General features: G+C 59.1%; 16 protein-coding genes. 11 read left to right on the top strand and 5 right to left on the bottom strand.

The window, feature by feature from the left end:
• Positions 1-241 precede the first annotated feature (241 nt).
• On the top strand, positions 242-1,993 hold the full coding sequence (locus DXY29_RS09980) for a methyltransferase domain-containing protein (RefSeq protein WP_170952184.1): 1,752 nt from the start codon (positions 242-244) through the stop codon (positions 1,991-1,993).
• 126 nt (positions 1,994-2,119) lie between these two features.
• Here DXY29_RS09980 and DXY29_RS09975 read toward each other — a convergent pair whose 3' ends face one another.
• Genes DXY29_RS09975 through DXY29_RS09965 form a run of 3 tightly spaced genes read right to left on the bottom strand, consistent with a single transcriptional unit; the run spans position 2,120 to position 7,429 of the window.
• Positions 2,120-2,959 carry an alpha/beta fold hydrolase gene (locus tag DXY29_RS09975; RefSeq protein ID WP_115025049.1) on the bottom strand — a complete coding sequence of 280 codons (840 nt, stop codon included), beginning with the start codon at positions 2,957-2,959 and terminating at the stop codon, positions 2,120-2,122.
• 53 nt (positions 2,960-3,012) lie between these two features.
• Positions 3,013-6,291: an efflux RND transporter permease subunit gene (locus DXY29_RS09970; protein ID WP_115024848.1), complete on the bottom strand. Its 3,279-nt coding sequence runs from the start codon at positions 6,289-6,291 to the stop codon at positions 3,013-3,015.
• Between the two features lie 4 nt (positions 6,292-6,295).
• Positions 6,296-7,429 carry an efflux RND transporter periplasmic adaptor subunit gene (locus tag DXY29_RS09965; protein WP_115025048.1) on the bottom strand — a complete coding sequence of 378 codons (1,134 nt, stop codon included), beginning with the start codon at positions 7,427-7,429 and terminating at the stop codon, positions 6,296-6,298.
• A gap of 88 nt (positions 7,430-7,517) precedes the next feature.
• Between DXY29_RS09965 and mutT the strand changes: the two genes are divergently transcribed.
• The 3 genes from mutT to DXY29_RS09955 are packed head-to-tail and all read left to right on the top strand — an operon-like array spanning position 7,518 to position 10,472.
• The gene (gene mutT, locus DXY29_RS09960) at positions 7,518-8,639 is read left to right on the top strand and encodes an 8-oxo-dGTP diphosphatase MutT (protein WP_115025047.1); all 1,122 of its coding nucleotides are present in this window, start codon (positions 7,518-7,520) and stop codon (positions 8,637-8,639) included.
• Complete coding sequence (locus DXY29_RS13080; RefSeq protein WP_136987750.1) at positions 8,639-9,505, top strand: hypothetical protein; 867 nt, start codon at positions 8,639-8,641, stop codon at positions 9,503-9,505. Before mutT ends, DXY29_RS13080 begins: the two co-directional genes overlap by 1 nt.
• Positions 9,506-9,512: 7 nt before the next feature.
• Complete coding sequence (locus tag DXY29_RS09955; RefSeq protein ID WP_170952183.1) at positions 9,513-10,472, top strand: carbohydrate kinase; 960 nt, start codon at positions 9,513-9,515, stop codon at positions 10,470-10,472.
• Here DXY29_RS09955 and tsaE read toward each other — a convergent pair.
• Positions 10,439-10,954 carry a tRNA (adenosine(37)-N6)-threonylcarbamoyltransferase complex ATPase subunit type 1 TsaE gene (tsaE, locus tag DXY29_RS09950; protein WP_115025045.1) on the bottom strand — a complete coding sequence of 172 codons (516 nt, stop codon included), beginning with the start codon at positions 10,952-10,954 and terminating at the stop codon, positions 10,439-10,441. The two genes, DXY29_RS09955 and tsaE, sit on opposite strands and share 34 nt — an antisense overlap.
• A 7-nt stretch (positions 10,955-10,961) precedes the next feature.
• Between tsaE and ahcY the strand changes: the two genes are divergently transcribed.
• Positions 10,962-12,392 carry an adenosylhomocysteinase gene (ahcY, locus tag DXY29_RS09945; RefSeq protein ID WP_115024847.1) on the top strand — a complete coding sequence of 477 codons (1,431 nt, stop codon included), beginning with the start codon at positions 10,962-10,964 and terminating at the stop codon, positions 12,390-12,392.
• 60 nt (positions 12,393-12,452) lie between these two features.
• Positions 12,453-13,112 (top strand): DedA family protein, encoded by a 660-nt coding sequence (locus DXY29_RS09940; RefSeq protein WP_115024846.1) that lies wholly within the window; start codon positions 12,453-12,455, stop codon positions 13,110-13,112.
• A 30-nt stretch (positions 13,113-13,142) separates the two neighbouring features.
• On the opposite strand, the gene DXY29_RS09935 is transcribed toward DXY29_RS09940, so the two are convergent.
• On the bottom strand, positions 13,143-13,520 hold the full coding sequence (locus tag DXY29_RS09935) for a single-stranded DNA-binding protein (RefSeq protein WP_115024845.1): 378 nt from the start codon (positions 13,518-13,520) through the stop codon (positions 13,143-13,145).
• Between the two features lie 142 nt (positions 13,521-13,662).
• Here DXY29_RS09935 and DXY29_RS09930 point away from each other — a divergent pair, with 142 nt between their 5' ends.
• The 5 genes from DXY29_RS09930 (at position 13,663) to rpaB (ending at position 18,148) form a co-directional block, all read left to right on the top strand.
• Positions 13,663-14,715: a rod shape-determining protein gene (locus DXY29_RS09930; RefSeq protein ID WP_115024844.1), complete on the top strand. Its 1,053-nt coding sequence runs from the start codon at positions 13,663-13,665 to the stop codon at positions 14,713-14,715.
• Positions 14,716-14,719: 4 nt separating this feature from the next.
• Positions 14,720-15,466 (top strand): rod shape-determining protein MreC, encoded by a 747-nt coding sequence (gene mreC, locus DXY29_RS09925; protein WP_115024843.1) that lies wholly within the window; start codon positions 14,720-14,722, stop codon positions 15,464-15,466.
• A gap of 14 nt (positions 15,467-15,480) precedes the next feature.
• Positions 15,481-15,990 (top strand): rod shape-determining protein MreD, encoded by a 510-nt coding sequence (locus tag DXY29_RS09920; protein WP_115024842.1) that lies wholly within the window; start codon positions 15,481-15,483, stop codon positions 15,988-15,990.
• Positions 15,987-17,294 (top strand): sugar ABC transporter substrate-binding protein, encoded by a 1,308-nt coding sequence (locus DXY29_RS09915; protein ID WP_115024841.1) that lies wholly within the window; start codon positions 15,987-15,989, stop codon positions 17,292-17,294. The genes DXY29_RS09920 and DXY29_RS09915 overlap by 4 nt, the downstream gene beginning before the upstream one ends.
• Positions 17,295-17,386: 92 nt before the next feature.
• The gene (gene rpaB, locus DXY29_RS09910; protein WP_115024840.1) at positions 17,387-18,148 is read left to right on the top strand and encodes a response regulator transcription factor RpaB; all 762 of its coding nucleotides are present in this window, start codon (positions 17,387-17,389) and stop codon (positions 18,146-18,148) included.
• Positions 18,149-18,188 lie beyond the last annotated feature (40 nt).

The raw sequence follows: 18,188 nt of genomic DNA, 5'->3' as shown, positions 1-18,188 counted from the left end.
GCAAATCTACTCACTTTCAAGAGAGAGAGAATCACAGTGATTAAAATCAGCCAAGCAAGAGTAAAGGGGGAATCGATCAGCCATTACTTGCTCTTCTTAACCCCAATAAATCTTAGTACAATCCAAAAGATTTATAAAGATAATCGAAGAATTCTCTGAGGAGACAGCTACTTCATAGAGGGCCACTGGAACAGTATCGATCGATCACTTGATGCATTCATGAGCCGGATCTCTGAATCTTGTGGCAACCTTGCAAAGCCGTCAGGCCCTCTCTCAATTCATTTTGGAAAAGCTCAACTATTTTCAGAGGGTCAATCGGGACCTTTTGGACCGTATCCCTTTGACATCAAAAACAGTCCTTGAAGTGGGCTGCGGCAGTGGAGCGCTTGGAGCAGCATTCAAAAAGCGGCAACCCAAGGTGTGCTACCTCGGAATTGAAGCCATGGTCCAACCTGCAGCAGAAGCCAGGAAGGTGCTTGACCATGTGGTACAAGGTGATGTTGAGGATCCTTCACTGAATGTCCCAGCCTGCGCGCCTCTGGATTGCCTGATTTACGGCGATGTTCTTGAGCATCTGCGAGATCCATGGACATGCCTCAAGCGACAAAGCCAATTACTAAGTGACGACGGCGTGCTGCTGGCCTGCATTCCCAATGTTCAACACTGGAGCGTCCTGCTGGAGCTTTTGAACGGAGACTGGCCATTGCGGGATGAAGGCTTATTCGATCGCACCCACCTGCGCTGGTTCACGCGCAAGGGAATCGAAGCCATGATCCAAGACGCAGGACTACACCTTCACGACTGGCACCCACGCATCTTTCAAGCCGATAAGGCCAAAGAGTTCACCAACCGACTCAAGCCTGCATTGGACTCATTCGGCATCAAACCAGCTGATTTCCTCCAAGGCTCATCGCCCATGCAATACGTTATCCGCGCAGGAAAATATCCAAGAGAGCCCTTAAGAATCAATATCTTGACAACACTAAAGAACTTCCCCAGCCACGCAGATGTTCGACTAATTAACCCTTCAAAAAATCTTACATCTGTGCCCAAAATTAAAGTGATATCAGGCCCCAAGATTGACTTGTTGCCAATAAAAAATACAACACCACGCATTATTTTGTGGCAGCGTCCAACGCCAAAGAGAGATGAAGAATTTCATATTGAAAATCTAAAAATCTTGGTCAATCAGGGTTACGTTGTGATCGCAGATATTGATGACGACCCCAATCTCAAAGAGTGGTCCAAACAAGACTATTTTGCCTTCCGGAGCGTGCATGCCATACAGACCTCAACTCACCAGATTGCAGCTGAAATCCAGAACCACAATCCCGAGATTTTCATAGTACCCAACAACCTTGAATCGCTTGGAATGAATAAGCCTAAAAAAGCCTATGGAGAGCGTCTCCGGCTATTCTTTGGGTCCTTAAATCGCCAAGTCGACTGGGCTCCATGGATACCAGCTCTCAACAAAGTATTCACAGAGTCACCCAATTCATGGGAGGTCTTGACAATTCACGACAAACATTTTCATGAAAAAATCAATCTCCCAAGTAACCAGAAAACCTTTACTCCAACATGTAATCTCACCAGATATCGACACGTTCTCAACAAAGCTGACATTATTTTTCTGCCATTAGCTGACACATCTTTCAATCGATTCAAATCTGACCTCTCGGCTATCGAAGCAGCTGGCCTTGGAGTTGCAATTTTGGCTAGTCCCACGGTTTATGCAGAGACGGTTGCTCAGGGACTACCGGCAGAACTTTTCAATAACGAAAGTGATTTACTTGAGATCATGCATGCTTGGCAACAGGATCCAGATAAGGCCCGCTTGCTCGGCAAAAAAGGACAGCAATGGGTTGCTCAGAACAGGATGCAAGCAGACCTAGTACATAAACAAGAGACTTGGTACAGAGATTTATGGACCCGTAAAAATGAATTGACAAGTCGTATTCATGAGAGAGAGCCGCTACTGCGGCCCGTCAGCTGACATCTCACCCAGCTCCTTCCGGGAATCGGGACAGGATTCACTCGTCAGTCACAGGCCTGGCTAGTGAAAAAGAAATACTGACAAAGATTGCTAGTTCAAGATTGAAGCCAGCTGAGGTGTCGGCAATCAAGCCAACAGTTTCAAGAGATTTTTATTAGTGAGCTCAGGCATTTCGTCATGGGGACAGTGCCCGGCTCCAGAAATCACCGTGAGCGAGCGCACGCAGGCGATGGTCTCGCTCCACTGTTGTGCCTCCGGTAAAGGCTCCCAAGGATCGTGCTCACCCCAGATCAGATCCACGGGAAGGTTCAGCTCTTCCATCAGTTGAGGGGCCAGATAGTCGTCGAACAGGTTGATGAAGCCGCGGAAGGCTTCGGCGGCACCTTCACGCTGGGTGGGCTGAAACAGAAGTTGGATCAGTGCGTCGTCGATGTTGCCGCCACTGGGATAAGCCTGCTTCAGCACGCTGCAGATCACGCCGGGGCGGGCGGCATTGCGGAACAGCGCTGTACTCAGCCAGCGCTGCCGCACCATGGTTTTCAGGAGGGGTCGGAACCAAGCCATCCAAGCCGGTTGCGTGGCCAGTTGCTTGTCATCCATCAAGCGTTGGGCGCAGTCGATCAACACCACGCCACGGCATCGGTCCCCAAGCAGTTGCGCCGCCCGCAGGGCCACTACCCCCCCGATCGAATTACCCACCAGTCGAACCGGTCGCTCGATTACCTCACGGCAGAAGTCGGCGACTTGCTCACCCCATAGATCAAATCCGTAATGAACCGCATCCGCTCTGACGGGTTCATCCTTCAAGCGGGCCCGGGGTTGGTCGCTGGCGCCGAACCCGAGCAGGTCGATGGCATAGGTGGGCGCCTGTAGGGCCAGCACCGGTTGGTTGAAGCGCCAGTGGTTGGTGTTGGCACCGAAGCCATGGATCAGGAGCACCGCCTCGTCCGCGTTGGGATCACCCATCAGCGACCAGCCGATGCTGTGGCTGTTCCAACTCCAGAGGTTGTTGCTCGGGCTCACGCCTTGGCTTGCTGCGCCGGTGCATCTTGGCGAGTGAACAGCCGCTCTTCGAGGTTTTTCACCAGCACATACACCGGCGGCACAACTCCAAGCGACAGCACGGTGGCCACCACCAGACCACCGAAGATCACGGTGCCCAGGGATTGCTGGCTGTGGGCGCCGGCGCCATTGGCCACCACCAGGGGGAGGAAGCCCGCCAGGGCGGCAATGGCCGTCATCAGGATCGGTCGCAGCCGTGATTCGGCCGACTGCACCGCCGCCTCGGTGATGCTCATGCCCTGCTCCAGCTTCTGCTCTGCCACCTCCACGATCAGGATTCCGTTCTTGGCCGCGAGGCCGATCAGGGTCACCAGGCCCACCTGGGCATAAATGTTCAGGTCGATCGAACGGATGGCCAGGAAGGCCAGGGCACCGAGCATGGCCAGGGGCACCGTGGCCAGGATGATTACGGGCGTGATGTAGCTCTCGTACTGGGCGGAGAGCACCAGGTACACAATCAGCACGCCCAGGCCGAACACCAAAACGCTGGCGTTACCGGCGGAAAGTTGCAGCTCTGCCAGTCCGGTGAAGGCGGAGCCGATGTTGGTGAAGTCGGCAGCATTGAACAGCGCCTGAATCTTGGCCAGGGCCTGACCACTGCTCTTGCCGATCGCTTCTGCTCCTTGGATCAGCACGGTGCGGTTGAGGTTGTAGTGGCTGATCACCGGCGGCGCACTGCTCAGTTCAGCCGAGGCGAACTGCGACACCTGCACCAGCCCGCCATCGCGATCACGCACGTAGTAACTCAGCACGTCTTCGATGGTCTGGCGTTGATCCGGTGTGCCCTGCACGTAGATGCTGCGCACCTGACCACTCTCATAGGTGAGCCCGGAGTAGTTGCCGCCAGTGAGAGCGGCGATGCTGTCCATCGCCTCCTGATAGTCGACGTTCAAAGCCCCTATCACATCGCGGTTCACCGACAGGCCGACGGCCGGAGAGCTGGGGTTGAACTGGGTGTAGAGCGTGGAGAAATCACCGCTGGCATTTCCCTCCTTGATCAGTTGATCAGCCAGATCCGACAGTTCATTGAGGCTGTACTGGCCGTTGCTGAGGTCGTTGAACTGGAAGTAAAAACCGCCTTGAGATGAGAAACCCGGCACCGCTGGCGGCCCTGATGCCGCCGCCAGCCCTTCGCTTAGCTGAATCAACTTGGTGTTCAAGCGCTTGATGATCGCGTCGGAGCTGTGGCTGGCTCCTTTGCGCTCCTCCAGGGGCCTCAACCCGAAGAAGAAGAAGCCTTGATCAGGGCTGGAGCCGTTGAAGCCGGAGCCGCTGATGATTCCGGCATTGGCCACGTCGTCTTCCTCGCTGAGCACCTTGGCGATTTGCATGCCGAGCTTTTTGGTTTCCACCAGAGAGGCGCCGTTCTGGAGTTGGAAGATGCCCAGGCCGTAGCCCTGGTCTTCATCGGGGATGAAGGCGGTGGGCAGGGCTGTGAAGGCGAAGCCGGTCAGCACGATGCCTACGGCCAAGCCGCCGAGGATCAGCTGGCGTAGGGCGATCACCCGGGTGAGCAGGGCGGCGTAGGCCCGCTGTAGCCGGTCAAAGCCGGCATTGAATGCCGTGAAAATGCGCGGCAGGTTGGCTCCGGCGAGCGCACCGATGCCCACGCCGGCCAGATAGGTCCAGCTGCCGAAGGCCGCGGCACTGAACCGCCCGAAGGCCAGACCCACGATCACACCCACAACAATCCAGGCGCGACCTCGCGGTTCGGGGGGTTTCTCCCGGGGCAGGATCAAACCCGAGAGCATCGGCGAGAAGCTGAGGGCGTTGAAGGCCGAAATGGCGATCGAGAAGGCGATCGTCAGGGCGAACTGCTTGTAGATGATGCCGATACCTCCGGGGTAAAAGGCCACGGGAACAAACACCGCCATCAGCACAAGTGCGGTCGCCAACAGGGCACCGAACAACTCGCCCATGCAGGCTAGGGCTGCCTCGCGGGGCTTCATCCCCTGCTCGATGTTGGTAGACACGGCCTCGATCACCACGATGGCGTCGTCCACCACCAGACCCGTCGCCAACACCAACCCCAGCAGTGTGAGTTGGTTGATCGAGAAGCCGAACACCTTCAGGAAGGCAAAGGTGCCGATCAGCGAGATCGGGATGGCCAGGCTGGGCACCACCGTGGCGCGCCAGTTCTGCAGGAACAGAAACAGGATCACCAGCACCAGCACGATGGCGAGACCCAGGGCATCAATCACCCCATCCACCGAAGCCTCGATGAACTGGCCGATGTCATAGATCTGATTCACCGTCACCCCGGGGGGAACGAGGCTGCGGAACTGATCGAGTTGTGCCATCACCGCATTGGACACATCCAGGGCGTTGCTGGCCGGGGTTTGATAGATCGCCAGGGTCAGCGCCTCATGGCCGTTCTTGTCGATGCCCTGTACGGCGAAACTGTTGGTGCCGTAGCGCACCTCGCCCACGTCCTCGAGTTTGAGCAGGTTGCCCGAGGGGGAGCGGTTGACAATCAGGTTGTTGAAGTCTTCTAGGGAGGTGAGGTTGCCGTTGTTCTCCACCACGATCGGGTAGGTGTACGCCTGATCCCCGGATGCCGGAGGCCCTCCCACCAGCCCCCCCACCGCCAAGCTGTTCTGGGATCCCACAGCATTGAGAACCTCCTCTGCGGTGAGCTGGTTGGCGGCGAGTTTGTCGGGATCGACGAACAGCCAGAAGGCGGGGTTGGCTCCACCAATCACGCTCACCGTGGCTACGCCTTCAACGCGCGATAGGGGGTAATAGAGCTGTTCGTAGACCAGGCCGTTGAGGTAGGCCGCGTCGTACTGGCCCTCCGATGAACTGATCTCGTAGGCCAGCAGAATCGAGGGGTTGCTCTGCTTCACCGAGACCCCGGTGGCCGAGACCTGCTCCGGCAGTTGCGGCGACGCCAGGGAGACCCGGTTCTGCACGTTCACCTGGTCGATATCGATATCGGTCGTCTGATCGAAGTAGACGTTGATCGAGCTGGAGCCCGTCATGTCGCTGGTGGAGGCGATGTAAGCCACCCCGGGCACCCCATTGATCTGTTGCTCGATCGGGTTGGTCACCGCTTGCTCGGTGACTTCGGCGTTAGCACCGGCATACGTCGCGCTCACCTGGATTAGCGGATCGGCGATGTTGGGCAGGTTGGCGATCGGCAGCGTGGGGATCGCAATCAGCCCCACCAGCACGATCAGGATGCTGCAGACCGTGGTGAGAACCGGCTTCTTGATGAAGTTGTCGGAGAAAGACATCGCTTCAGTTGGCTCCGCTCTTCACCTGCACCGGCATGCCACTGCGCAGGCGGCTGGTGTTGCTGATGGCCACCTGATCACCAGCGTTCAGGCCGGCCTTCACGGGGTAGGCGTTGTCCTGCAAATCGCCGAGCTGCACCTTGGTCTGCAACACGATCGGAGTGTCGGCCGGCAGCCGTTCCAGCTTTTTCACCACTTGCTCCGAGGCATTGGCTGAAGCTTTGATCTTGGGCAGTGCCTTGTTCAGGGGAACAACCTTGTAGACGAAGGGTTGCTGGGCCTGCATCATCACGGCCTGCACCGGCACCGCCAGGCTGGATTGGTTTCCAGTGATGATTTCGGAGGCCACGAACTGGCCGGTTTTGAGCTGTCCGGTGAGGTTGGGGAACTCCGCTTTCACCATCAGGGTGTTCGGGGCGTTGTTGCTGCCGCTGATGCCGTAGTAAGGCGATACAAAGGTGACCTTGCCTTCACCGCTCACCGCTGGTGTGGTCTGGGAGACCAGCTTTACCGTTTGGCCCACCTGCACTGCTGAAGCCTCGGAGGCGGGAATCTCCATCAGCGTCCACAGGGTGGAGTTGTCGACGATGCCGGTAATCGTCTCCCCGGTTTTGACGTAATCGCCGAGCTTCACCGAATCCAGATCGCCGATCACACCGTCGATTGGCGCGCGGACGAACTTGTAGCCCAGTTCCGCAGCATCCGAGCGGGCTTCGTCCTCAGCCTTCACCGCTTCGTTGGCATAGCGATCCCGCTCCTTCACTGAAACGGCACCTTGCTTGTAGAGATACTCGTAGCGTTCAGCATTGAGGTTGTCCTTGCGGGCTTCGCTGCGGGCCGCATCCAGCGCGGCACTCTGCTGAACGTTGTCGAGCACCAGGATCACCTGGCCCGCTTTGACGGGTTGGCCAGCGGTGGCAAGGATCTGCACCACGGTGCCATCAATTTGAGGCTTTACCTCCACATTGCTGGTGGATTCCAGCGGGCTGATCGCTTCGATCCCGGGAGAGAAGGTCGCCGTGCCGATCCGGGTGGTTTGGATTGAGAGGAACTGCTTGGTTGGCTTTGTCCCGCATCCGCTGAGGCTCAGCACCACACCGCTGGCGACGAGCAGCGCTGCCTTCGTGGGTGATCGCATGGCCATGGTGGGCAGTGGACAGCTGGAGCCTGCTGAACGTAGGAATGTCGGCGATGAATGTCGGCGTTTTGACGCGAATCGCGAACTCATGAGCGCGCTGATTGAGGCCGATGCTGCGGACCTGTCGACAGCCTTGCTGATTTGGTGGGAGAGTCATGGTCGCAGCGGGATCCCTTGGAAGCTCTTGCCCGGTGGTTGCCGCCCTGCGCCGGAGCAGCACCTCGATCCCTATGGCATCTGGATCGCCGAGGTGATGCTGCAGCAGACCCAGTTGGCGGTGGCGCTCCCCTACTGGACGCGATGGATGGCGGCGTTCCCCACAGTGGAAGCCCTGGCCGCGGCGTCGCTGGATGAGGTGCGGCTGCAGTGGCAAGGCCTCGGCTACTACTCGCGGGCCCGCCGGCTGCATGAGGCGGCGCAGTTGCTGGTGGGCGGGCCTTGGCCCCGCACCTTGGAGGGCTGGATGGCGTTGCCGGGCATCGGTCGCACCACTGCCGGCAGCATCCTCTCCAGTGCCTTTAATGCTCCGCTGCCGATCTTGGATGGCAACGTCAAACGGGTGATGGCGCGGTTGACGGCCCATCCGCAGCCGCCGGCCCGCGACGATCCCCTGTTCTGGTACTGGAGCGAGGCCTTGCTCGATTCGGTGCGGCCACGGGATGTCAACCAGGCGTTGATGGATCTGGGGGCCACGGTTTGCACGCCGCGCTCTCCATCTTGTAATCGATGCCCCTGGCAGGTGCACTGTGCTGCCTACGCTGCCGGCGATCCTCGTCGCTGGCCCGTGACCGACGTCCCCAAGCCCCTGCCCTTCCAGGTGATCGGTGTGGGTGTCGTGGTTAACGCGGCGGGGGAGGTGTTGATCGACCAGCGGCTGGAGGAAGGTCTGCTGGGGGGCATGTGGGAGTTTCCCGGCGGAAAGCAAGAGGTTGGTGAAACAATCGAAACCTGCATCGCACGCGAGCTGAAGGAGGAACTCGGCATCGCTGTGACGGTCGGTGATGAACTGATCACCGTTGATCACGCCTACAGCCACAAGAAGCTTCGCTTCGTGGTGCATCTCTGCACCTGGGTGTCAGGGAAGCCGCAGCCCCTCGCCAGTCAGCAGGTGCGTTGGGTGTTACCGGATGACCTGGAGAAATACGCCTTCCCTGCCGCCAACGCGAAGATCATTGAATCTCTTTTAAGCAAATTGACTGAGGCGGAATGATGACTCGCACATTGATTCTTCACTGTGGCCCCATGAAGACTGGCTCAACCGCCATCCAAGACACCCTTGAAATCAACAAGAAAAAACTACTCAATTCAGGCATAAGTTATTACCACATACGCGCCAAAACATTATTACATGACCTGGAAAAAGCCATCTCCCGGGAAAAAAATAGCAAAAACAAAATTATACTTTTATCAAGTGAATTTTTTTGTCAGACAAATCCAAAATCGCTACAGCAAATCCTTCAGCCTTTTAAAGGGAATTGCCACGCAATACTAGTATCGCGGCCGCTTAGCGAAATTTATCCCAGCCTTTATCTCCAGAACCTAAAGGGAAGCTCGCGCAGGATTACATCATTTAAATACTTCTTGGACCGTCAGATCATATCGGATTTAGCACCAGAAAAAAAGCTTGGCGGACAGCTCATGAATTTTCCAGCCTTAGACGCAAGACTTTCAGCAGCTGGATGCAGAACCCATTGGATTAAGTATAGTCGCAAAAATCTTCTTCTTGCCTTTAGCACGTCTTTAGAGAAAATAATCGGCATTCCATTGGATTACCTTGTGGGAACAAAGACTAGAAAACCAGAAGGATTATCGCCACGACGATCATTAAGAATGGAGCTGGCCGGAATAGCCAGGGCAATCAACTACTTAAACCGATTAAATCTTCTTAGTGATCACCTACGCGAAATATTGCTAATAATCCTTCTAAACACAAGCGATCTACTGAATCAGACATTGCGTAATCGTCCTTCTCTCAACCGGCGCCAGGTTGAACGTTGCAATGCTGTGGACCGCACAACAAACGAGCCATTTCTGAAAAGCCACAGGTTTGGCATTTTGAAAGAACAGCAGCATTAGTACCGCCGTGAATTCTCAACCCGGAACCGTGCTCTGTTTTGGCGAAGCCTTGATCGATCGGCTGGGTCCGCTCGGCGGTGATCCGGCGGTCGATCGACCGGTGGACGATCGGCTGGGCGGTGCTCCAGCAAATGTGGCCTGTGGCTTGGCACGTTTGGGCACACCCGTGGCTTTTGCCGGTCGCCTTGGACAGGACGCCATCGGTGAGGCGTTTATCAGCTTGTTTGCAGAGCGGGGTGTAGAAACCGCGCTGTTGCAGCAAGATGCAGAGCGCCCAACTCGCATTGTGCTGGTGCGCCGTTCTCGGGATGGTGAACGGCAGTTTCAAGGCTTTGCCGGGGACCAAGGGCTAGGGTTCGCCGATGAGGCTATAAAACCCGCGGCTTTGCCCAAGGCCAGATGGTTGTTGATCGGCACGCTGTCATTGGCGGCATCAACGTCGGCCGCGGCTTTGTTGTCGGCCGTTCGTCAGGCCAGGAGCCAGGGCACGGAGATTGCTCTAGATGTGAACTGGCGTCCCACGTTTTGGGATCCCAATGCCGATCCCGGGGCGGGGCCGTCCGCAGCGGCGAAGGCGGAGATTCAATCCCTCCTGGATCAAGCGGCTCTGATCAAGCTGGCGCGGGAGGAAGCTCTTTGGTTTTTCAACACTGATGATCCCGGCGCGATTCAGCAGGCCCTGCCCCAGCGGCCGGATGTGGTGGTCACTGATGGCGCGGCCCCGGTTCGTTGGCAATTGGGGGACGACTCAGGCCGGCAGTCCGCCTTTCAGCCCCCCACCGTCGTGGACACCACCGGTGCAGGCGATGCTTTTACAGCCGGTCTGTTGCACCGGTGGGATGCAGCGCCCCATGAGCGCATCCGTTTTGCGGCCGCCTGTGGTGCGTTGGTCTGTGGTGGTGCCGGTGGGATAGATCCGCAGCCCACGCAGGCTCAGGTAGAGACGTTTCTTGGTGGGATGAGCTGAGCCAGTCGGCCCTCGTTCTGGTGACTCAGGTTGAGCCACCAGGCTTCCGGTAGGTCGAGGCCAAGCCGTTCCGGCCACTCCACCGCCATTAATGCCCCTGCCGCGCGGGCTTCCTCTTCCTCTTGCAGAAACAGTTCATCGGCAGAAGCCGGTTGCTCCAGGCGATAAAGATCGAGGTGCACCAGCTGCGGTGTTCCCTGGGGGTAGTGCTGTGCCAGGGCAAAGGTGGGGCTGGTGATCGGTTCGGTGATCCCAAGGCCCTCCGCGAGACCTTGAACAAAAGATGTTTTGCCGGCTCCCAGGGGGCCGCTCAGCAGAAGAATCGCTCCGTTTGGAAGCTGCTTCGCCAGCATTCGGCCAAGGGCTCTTGTTATCTCAAGGGTCTCAAGGGGCCAGACATGCCCTGTAGAGTCCGGCCCAAGCGAGCCCGAAGCCTCGGCGTCTCTGCAGAGATTCAACTCCACGTTTGTTTTAGGGAGCATTAAAACCATGGTGGCAGCGCCCACGTCCCCGGCTGAGCTGAAGCTCGGCGTCGATTGCGTCATCGCCGACATCAATCAGGCCAATTTTGGCCGCAAAGAACTCGACATCGCCGAGACCGAGATGCCTGGTCTGATGGCGTTGCGGAAGAAGTACGGCAGCGAGAAGCCTCTCAAGGGTGCCCGCATCGCCGGCTCCCTGCACATGACGATTCAGACCGCCGTTCTGATCGAAACCCTGGTGGAGCTCGGGGCTGAGGTTCGCTGGGCCTCCTGCAATATTTTCTCCACTCAGGATCACGCTGCTGCGGCCATTGCTGCTAGCGGAATTCCTGTCTTCGCCGTTAAGGGCGAGACCCTTGAGGAGTACTGGGACTACACCCACCGCATCCTCGAGTGGGGTGACGGCGGTTCTCCCAACATGATCTTGGACGACGGCGGCGATGCCACCGGTCTGGTGATGTTGGGCAGCAAGGCAGAGCAGGACATCACTGTTCTGGACAATCCCGGCAACGAAGAGGAGACCTTCCTGTTCGCCTCCATCAAAAAGAAGCTGGCGCAGGATTCCAGCTTCTATTCCCGCACCAAGGCCCAAATCCAGGGTGTGACCGAGGAGACCACCACAGGCGTGGCGCGTCTCTACAAGATGCAGAAAAGCGGTGAACTTCCTTTCCCCGCAATCAACGTCAACGACTCGGTCACCAAGAGCAAGTTCGACAACCTCTACGGCTGCCGCGAGTCACTGGTGGACAGCATCAAGCGTGCCACCGACGTGATGGTGGCGGGCAAGCAGGCCCTGGTGGTTGGCTACGGAGATGTGGGCAAGGGTTCGGCCCAGTCCTTGCGTGGCCTTGGTGCCACCGTCTGCATTGCGGAAGTGGATCCGATCTGTGCCCTGCAGGCCGCCATGGAGGGCTACCGCGTTGTCCGTCTGGAAGACGTTGTCGAGGAGATGGATATCTTCGTCACCGCCACCGGCAACTACCAAGTGATCCGCAACGAGCACCTGGTGAAGATGAAGGACGAGGCCATCGTCTGCAACATCGGCCACTTCGACAATGAGATCGATGTCGCTTCCCTCAAAGCGTATGAGTGGGAGAACATCAAGCCGCAGGTCGACCACATCACCTTGCCCAGCGGTAACAAGATCATCCTCTTGGCAGAAGGACGCTTGGTGAACCTGGGTTGCGCCACTGGTCACCCCAGCTTCGTGATGAGCAACTCGTTCACCAACCAGGTGCTGGCTCAGATCGAACTGTTCACCAAGGGCAACGAGTACGGCAAAGAGGTGTATGTGCTGCCCAAGCACCTCGATGAGATGGTGGCCCGTCTTCACCTCGGCCGCATCGGCGCCAAGCTCACCGAGCTCAGCAAGGATCAGGCCGACTACATCAACGTGCCGGTGGAAGGTCCTTACAAGCCCGACCACTACCGCTACTGATCACCATCACGCTGATCGTCTTGGCCCCATGGAAGACTTGCGCTATCGAGCGCAGTCTCCATGGGGCTTTCTGATCTGATCACACAACTGCCGGAGTTGATCGGCCAGGCGGTGGAGGCGAACCAGTGGCTGGGTTACATCGCGATTTTCACGGCGATGTTTCTCGAGAATCTTTTCCCGCCGATTCCGTCCGAACTGATCATGCCCCTCGGGGGCTTTTATGTGCAGCAGGGTCAGCTGGATCTGGTGCCGGTGGTGCTGGCTGGTTTGTTGGGCACGGTTCTCGGTGCCCTGCCCTGGTATGGGATCGGACGCTTGATCAACGAGGAACGCATCGAAGCTTGGTTGCAGCGCCACGGACGTTGGATTGGTATTAGTGCTGATGAGCTGGCCCGCAGCCGCCGCTGGTTCAGCCGTTACGGCACAGCCCTGGTGTTCTGGGGACGTCTTGTGCCGGGGATTCGCACACTGATCTCGGTGCCAGCGGGCATTGAAATGATGCCGATGGCGCCGTTCCTGCTCTGGACCACGGCCGGCAGCTTGATCTGGACGGCTCTGCTCACCGTGGCCGGAATGGTGTTGGGAGAGGGCTACAGCAACGTCGAGCTGTGGATTGACCCGGTCTCAAAGGCGGTGAAGGTGCTGCTGGTGGTGGCTGTTTTGGCGGGCTCGATCTGGTTGGGACTGCGCATCTGGCGCCGGCGTCAGTCGCCTGACTGAGCACCGGCGCTGGGCCCTTCCTCAGAAGGCTCAGAAGGGAATGTCCTCATCGGAGGCCTGGCCAGCAAAGCTGCCGCTTGCTTCCTGGTTGTCGCGTTTGGAGCCCAGCAGTTCCAGCCGATCCACACGGACCACGGGCTTGCTGCGCTCTTCCCCGCTGGCACGGTCGGTCCAGCGATCCAGTTTGAAGCTGCCGATGATGCCGAGTAGGGATCCCTTCTTCACGTAATCCGCGGCGACCTGGGCCTGCTTGCCCCAGATCTCAAGGTTGAACCAGTCGGGTTCGTCGTCGCGGCTGCGACGGTTCACCGCCATGGTGAGGTTGGCCACCATGCTTCCGGATTCGAAGTAGCGCACTTCGGGATCGCGGCCGGCACGGCCGACGAGAGTGACGGAATTGACGCCCATAGACAAATAATCTCCTGAATTTGGATTCATGATGCGGCACCGGTTGGGTGACTGCTTTTAAGGAGTTCCACCAAGGCCGCCGGGTGTAACAGGCAACTGTGAAGATCGCCCCTATGATCCGGCGGTCTTGACTGCGGTGTCTGTGTTCTTTCGTCGTTTCCAGCTGTCGCGTGACATCGGCATCGACCTCGGCACTGCCAACACTCTTATCTATGTCTCTGGTCGCGGCATTGTGCTGCAGGAGCCTTCCGTGGTGGCTCTAGACCTGGAGCGTGGCGCCACCCTGGCGGTGGGCGATGAAGCCAAATTGATGCTTGGCCGTACCCCCGGAAACATCCGGGCAGTCCGTCCGCTGCGCGACGGGGTGATTGCGGATTTCGATGCCGCTGAGCAGATGCTCAAAACCTTCATCACCAAAGGCAACGAGGGGCGCGGCATCTTGGCCCCCCGTCTGGTGGTGGGCATTCCCAGTGGAGTGACAGGCGTTGAGCGTCGTGCCGTGCGGGAAGCCGGTATGGCTGGTGCCCGCGAGGTGCACTTGATTGACGAGCCAGTGGCGGCGGCGATTGGCGCGGGCCTTCCGGTCACCGAGCCTGTCGGCACGATGATCGTCGACATCGGGGGCGGCACCACCGAGGTGGCGGTGTTGAGCCTTGGCGGAACAGTGTTGAGTGAATCCGTGCGCGTCGCGGGCGATGAGATCAGCGACGCGATCGGCGTCTATCTCAAAAAGGTGCACAACATGGTGGTGGGTGAACGCACGGCCGAGGACATCAAGATCCGCATCGGCTCTGCTTTCCCCGACGATGAATTCGATCAGCAGTCCATGGATGTGAGGGGCCTGCACTTGCTCTCTGGGCTGCCCCGCACGATCAATCTCAAGGCTGGTGATCTGCGTGAAGCGATTGCAGAACCTCTCAACGTGATCGTTGAAGCGGTGAAGCGCACGCTGGAGCGCACCCCTCCCGAGCTCGCGGCCGACATCGTCGACCGCGGCATCATGCTTGCCGGAGGCGGCGCGTTAGTGCGGGGCATCAGCGATCTGATCAGCCACGAGACCGGCATCTTTGTCCACATCGCCGAAGACCCGCTGCTCTGTGTGGTGAACGGTTGCGGCCAGGTGCTGGAGGACTGGAAGCGCCTTCAGCGGGTGGTCGATACCCCGGAATTCGTCCGCTCCGCCGCAGGCGCCTGAAGCTATGGCCCCAACGCTCCGTCCCGGCAAGAGCCGCTGGCGTGGATTGGGGCAACTCACCCCCTGGTTTCTCCTGGTGGTGGCCTTGTTGCTGGTGCGTCTGAGCAAGGGCGCTGGTTTCAGCGACGCCTATGCCTTGGTTAGCCGTCCCTTTTGGCCTGGGTCTGCCCAGCGGGAATGGGTCACGGCTGCTGCGGATCTGGAGGACCGCTCCCGCCTGCAGCTTTTAGAAGACGACAACCGTCGCTTGCGGGGTCTGCTGGAGCTTCAGCAACAGGGAGCGGCAGAGGGAGAGGTGCCTGCCGCCGTCATCTCCCGTTCGCCGCGGGGATGGTGGCAGCAACTGGAGCTGGGTAAAGGTTCGCTCCAGGGCCTGGGCCAGGGCGACGCTGTTCTGGGGCCTGGCGGCTTGGTGGGACGCATCGCCAGCGTCACCCCTGCCACGGCGCGGGTGAAGTTGCTCACCGCGCCAGGCCACGAGATCGGTGTCTGGCTGCCCCGCAGCCGTCGCCATGGGCTGCTGGTGGGCCGCGGCAGCAGCCGCCTGTCGCTGCGCTTCATCGACAAGGACCCGGATGTGCGGCCTGGGGATCTGGTGGCTACCTCGCCAGCCAGCACCCTGTTGCCCCCCAATGTGCCTGTGGGGGTGATTCAGTCGGTGGATGAGCAGGCTGTTCCCGCACCCACAGCGGTTGTTCAGTTGATCGCAGCACCGGAGGCAATCGACTGGGTGCAGGTGCAGACCCGTTGAGATGAGCTGTTGAGATGAGTCGTCTGCACCGCCAACCGATCTGTGTGGCTTCGGCTCTGCTGGTGCCGTTGCTGGCCTTGGCATCGCCGGCCTGGTTGGCCATCGATGGTGTTGGTCCCGCCTGGGCTGTGCTTTGGCTGTTGCCTTGGGCTCTCGTGGACGGTCCTGTATCGGGGGCGTTGGCTGGTGTGGCTCTGGGGCTGGTGCTGGATGGTCTCAACCTCGGCGGTTTGAGTCAGGTGCCGGCTCTGCTGCTGTTGGGCTGGTGGTGGGGACGTCTGGGGCGGCGTGCGGCACCGATTCAACGCAGCCTGAATCTGGGGTTGTTGGCCTGGCTCGGTTCGGTGGGTCTCGGTCTGTCGTTGATCCTGCAGCTCTGGCTGCGTCAGGGCGGAGTCTTGGATCCCCTCACCCAGAGCTGGGGTCTGCAGACCTTGTGGTGTCAGGCCTTGGTGACGGGTTTGCTGGCGCCAGTGTTGGTGTCGTTGCAGTTGCTGCTCTGGCGCAGGAGGGTTCCCTCATGAGGCTGACGCGTCGGGATTTACTGCTGGGGGCGGCGGCCCTAGGGCTCTCGGCCTGTGGGCGACGCAAGCCGCAGGCAAGGGACTTGGAGTTGTGGACCCTGCAGTTGGCACCGAAGTTCAATCCCTACTTTGCGGATGTTCTCGGGGCATGGACCCGTCTTCATCCCGACGCCCCTGTGCGTTGGACCGATCTGCCGTGGGGGTCGGTGGAACGCAAGTTGCTGGCGGCGGTGTTTGCACGAACGGCCCCGGATGTGGTGAACCTCAATCCGCCGTTCGCGGCCAATCTGGCCAGCAAGGGGGGGCTGGCGGACTTGACCCCCCTTCTGCCGGCTGACGCTGCTGGCCGTTATGTGCCGGCGGTATGGGAGGCCTGCCGCGATCCCGATGCCGGGCAGATCGCGGTGCCTTGGTACCTGACCGTTCGGTTGAGTCTGGTGAACCGTGCGTTGTTGGATCAAGCCGGGATCGCTGCACCGCCGACCCGCTGGGATCAGGTGCCGGCTTTTGCGCGTCGCATCCGGCAGCGCACGGGCCGTTACGGCCTGTTCCTCACCACCGTTCCGGATGACTCGGCGGAGCTCCTGGAAACCCTTGTGCAGATGGGGGTGACCCTGCTCGATTCCAAACGCCGGGCCGCCTTTGACAGCCCAGCGGGTCGCCGGGCCTTCCGCTTCTGGAGTGATCTGTATAAGGAGGGGCTGTTGCCGCGGGAGGTGGTGAGTCAAGGCCAGCGTCGGGCGATCGAGTTGTTCCAGAGCGGCGATCTGGCGCTTGCGGCCACGGGGGCGGAGTTTTTGCGCAGCATCCAGACCAACGCCCCACGGGTGGCGGCGGTGACGGAACCCCATCCCCCGGTGACCGGTGTTGATGGCACCGCCAATGTGGCCTTGATGACGTTGGCTGTCCCGCGTCAGAGCCAGCGTGCTCAGGACGCCGTGGACTTGGCGTTGTTTCTGACCAATGCAGATCAACAGGCGCGCTTTGCGGCCGAGGCCCGGGTGTTGCCGTCGTCGCTTGAGGCTTTGGCCCTGGTGCGTGCGGAGTTGGAGCAGGAGGTGCCGGCTTCAGCTTTGGAACGTCAGATTCGACAAGCCCGCCTGTTATCTGCAAGCACCCTGGATCGAGCCCGTGTGTTAGTGCCGGCGTTGCCGGGCATCAAGCGCCTGCAGAAGATCATCTACACCCAGATGCAGCGAGCGATGTTGGCCCAGGTCAGCCCTGATCAGGCGCTAACAGATGCCGCGTCGGAATGGAACAGTTACGCCCGTTCACGCTGGCCAGAGACTGGCCTCAATTCTTAAGAGAATCAGTAAACCACCTGTGCGACAGGGCGTTTGCGTCGATCTCCATCTCCTGACAGGTATGGTTGCGGCTCGTTAAGGGTTTGATTCGGATGACGGGCAACCTGCCCTCACAACCGAAAGCGACCATTCTCGTCGTCGATGACGAGGCGGCTGTTCGGCGCGTTTTGGTCATGCGCCTTCAGTTGTCTGGGTACCGCGTCATCTGCGCCGAGGACGGTGAGCAGGCTCTGGAAATGTTCCACAACGAGTCTCCTGACTTGGTGGTGCTCGATGTGATGCTTCCCAAGCTGGATGGCTTTGCAGTGTGTCGTCGCCTTCGGGCTGAATCGTGTGTGCCGATCATCTTCCTTTCGGCTGTTGAGGCGATCTCAGAGAGGGTCGCTGGTCTTGATTTAGGCGCCGATGATTATTTGCCCAAACCCTTCAGCCCAAAGGAATTAGAAGCGCGTATTTCTACAATTTTGCGCCGGGTGGGCCGGGGCAACGCTGTCGTTGAAAGCCGCGAATTACCCACAGGTCAAGGTGTGCTCCGTCTCGGCGATCTGGTCGTCGACACCAATCGACGTCAAGTCACCCGTGGTTCGGAGCGCATCAACCTCACATACACAGAGTTCAGCCTGCTTGAGTTGTTGTTCCGTGATCCAGGCCATGTGGTTCCTCGGGCGGAGATCCTCGAACAACTTTGGGGCTATCCCCCACGTCGCGCTGCTGACCTTCGGGTGGTCGATGTTTACGTCGCTCGCCTGCGAGGAAAGCTTGAGCCTGACCCCCGTAATCCGGAGCTGATTCTCACGGTCCGCGGCATCGGTTATTCCTCCCAGCGGATGGGCGAGGCCTCCGCAGCGGTTTGACCAACCCGCGGCCGGGCAGGATGGCGCCCGACTGATCTGC

It is taken from the genome of Synechococcus sp. UW69 (genome assembly GCF_900474185.1).
Taxonomy (GTDB): domain Bacteria; phylum Cyanobacteriota; class Cyanobacteriia; order PCC-6307; family Cyanobiaceae; genus Parasynechococcus.
This window is presented reverse-complemented; position numbering and strand designations above follow the sequence as displayed.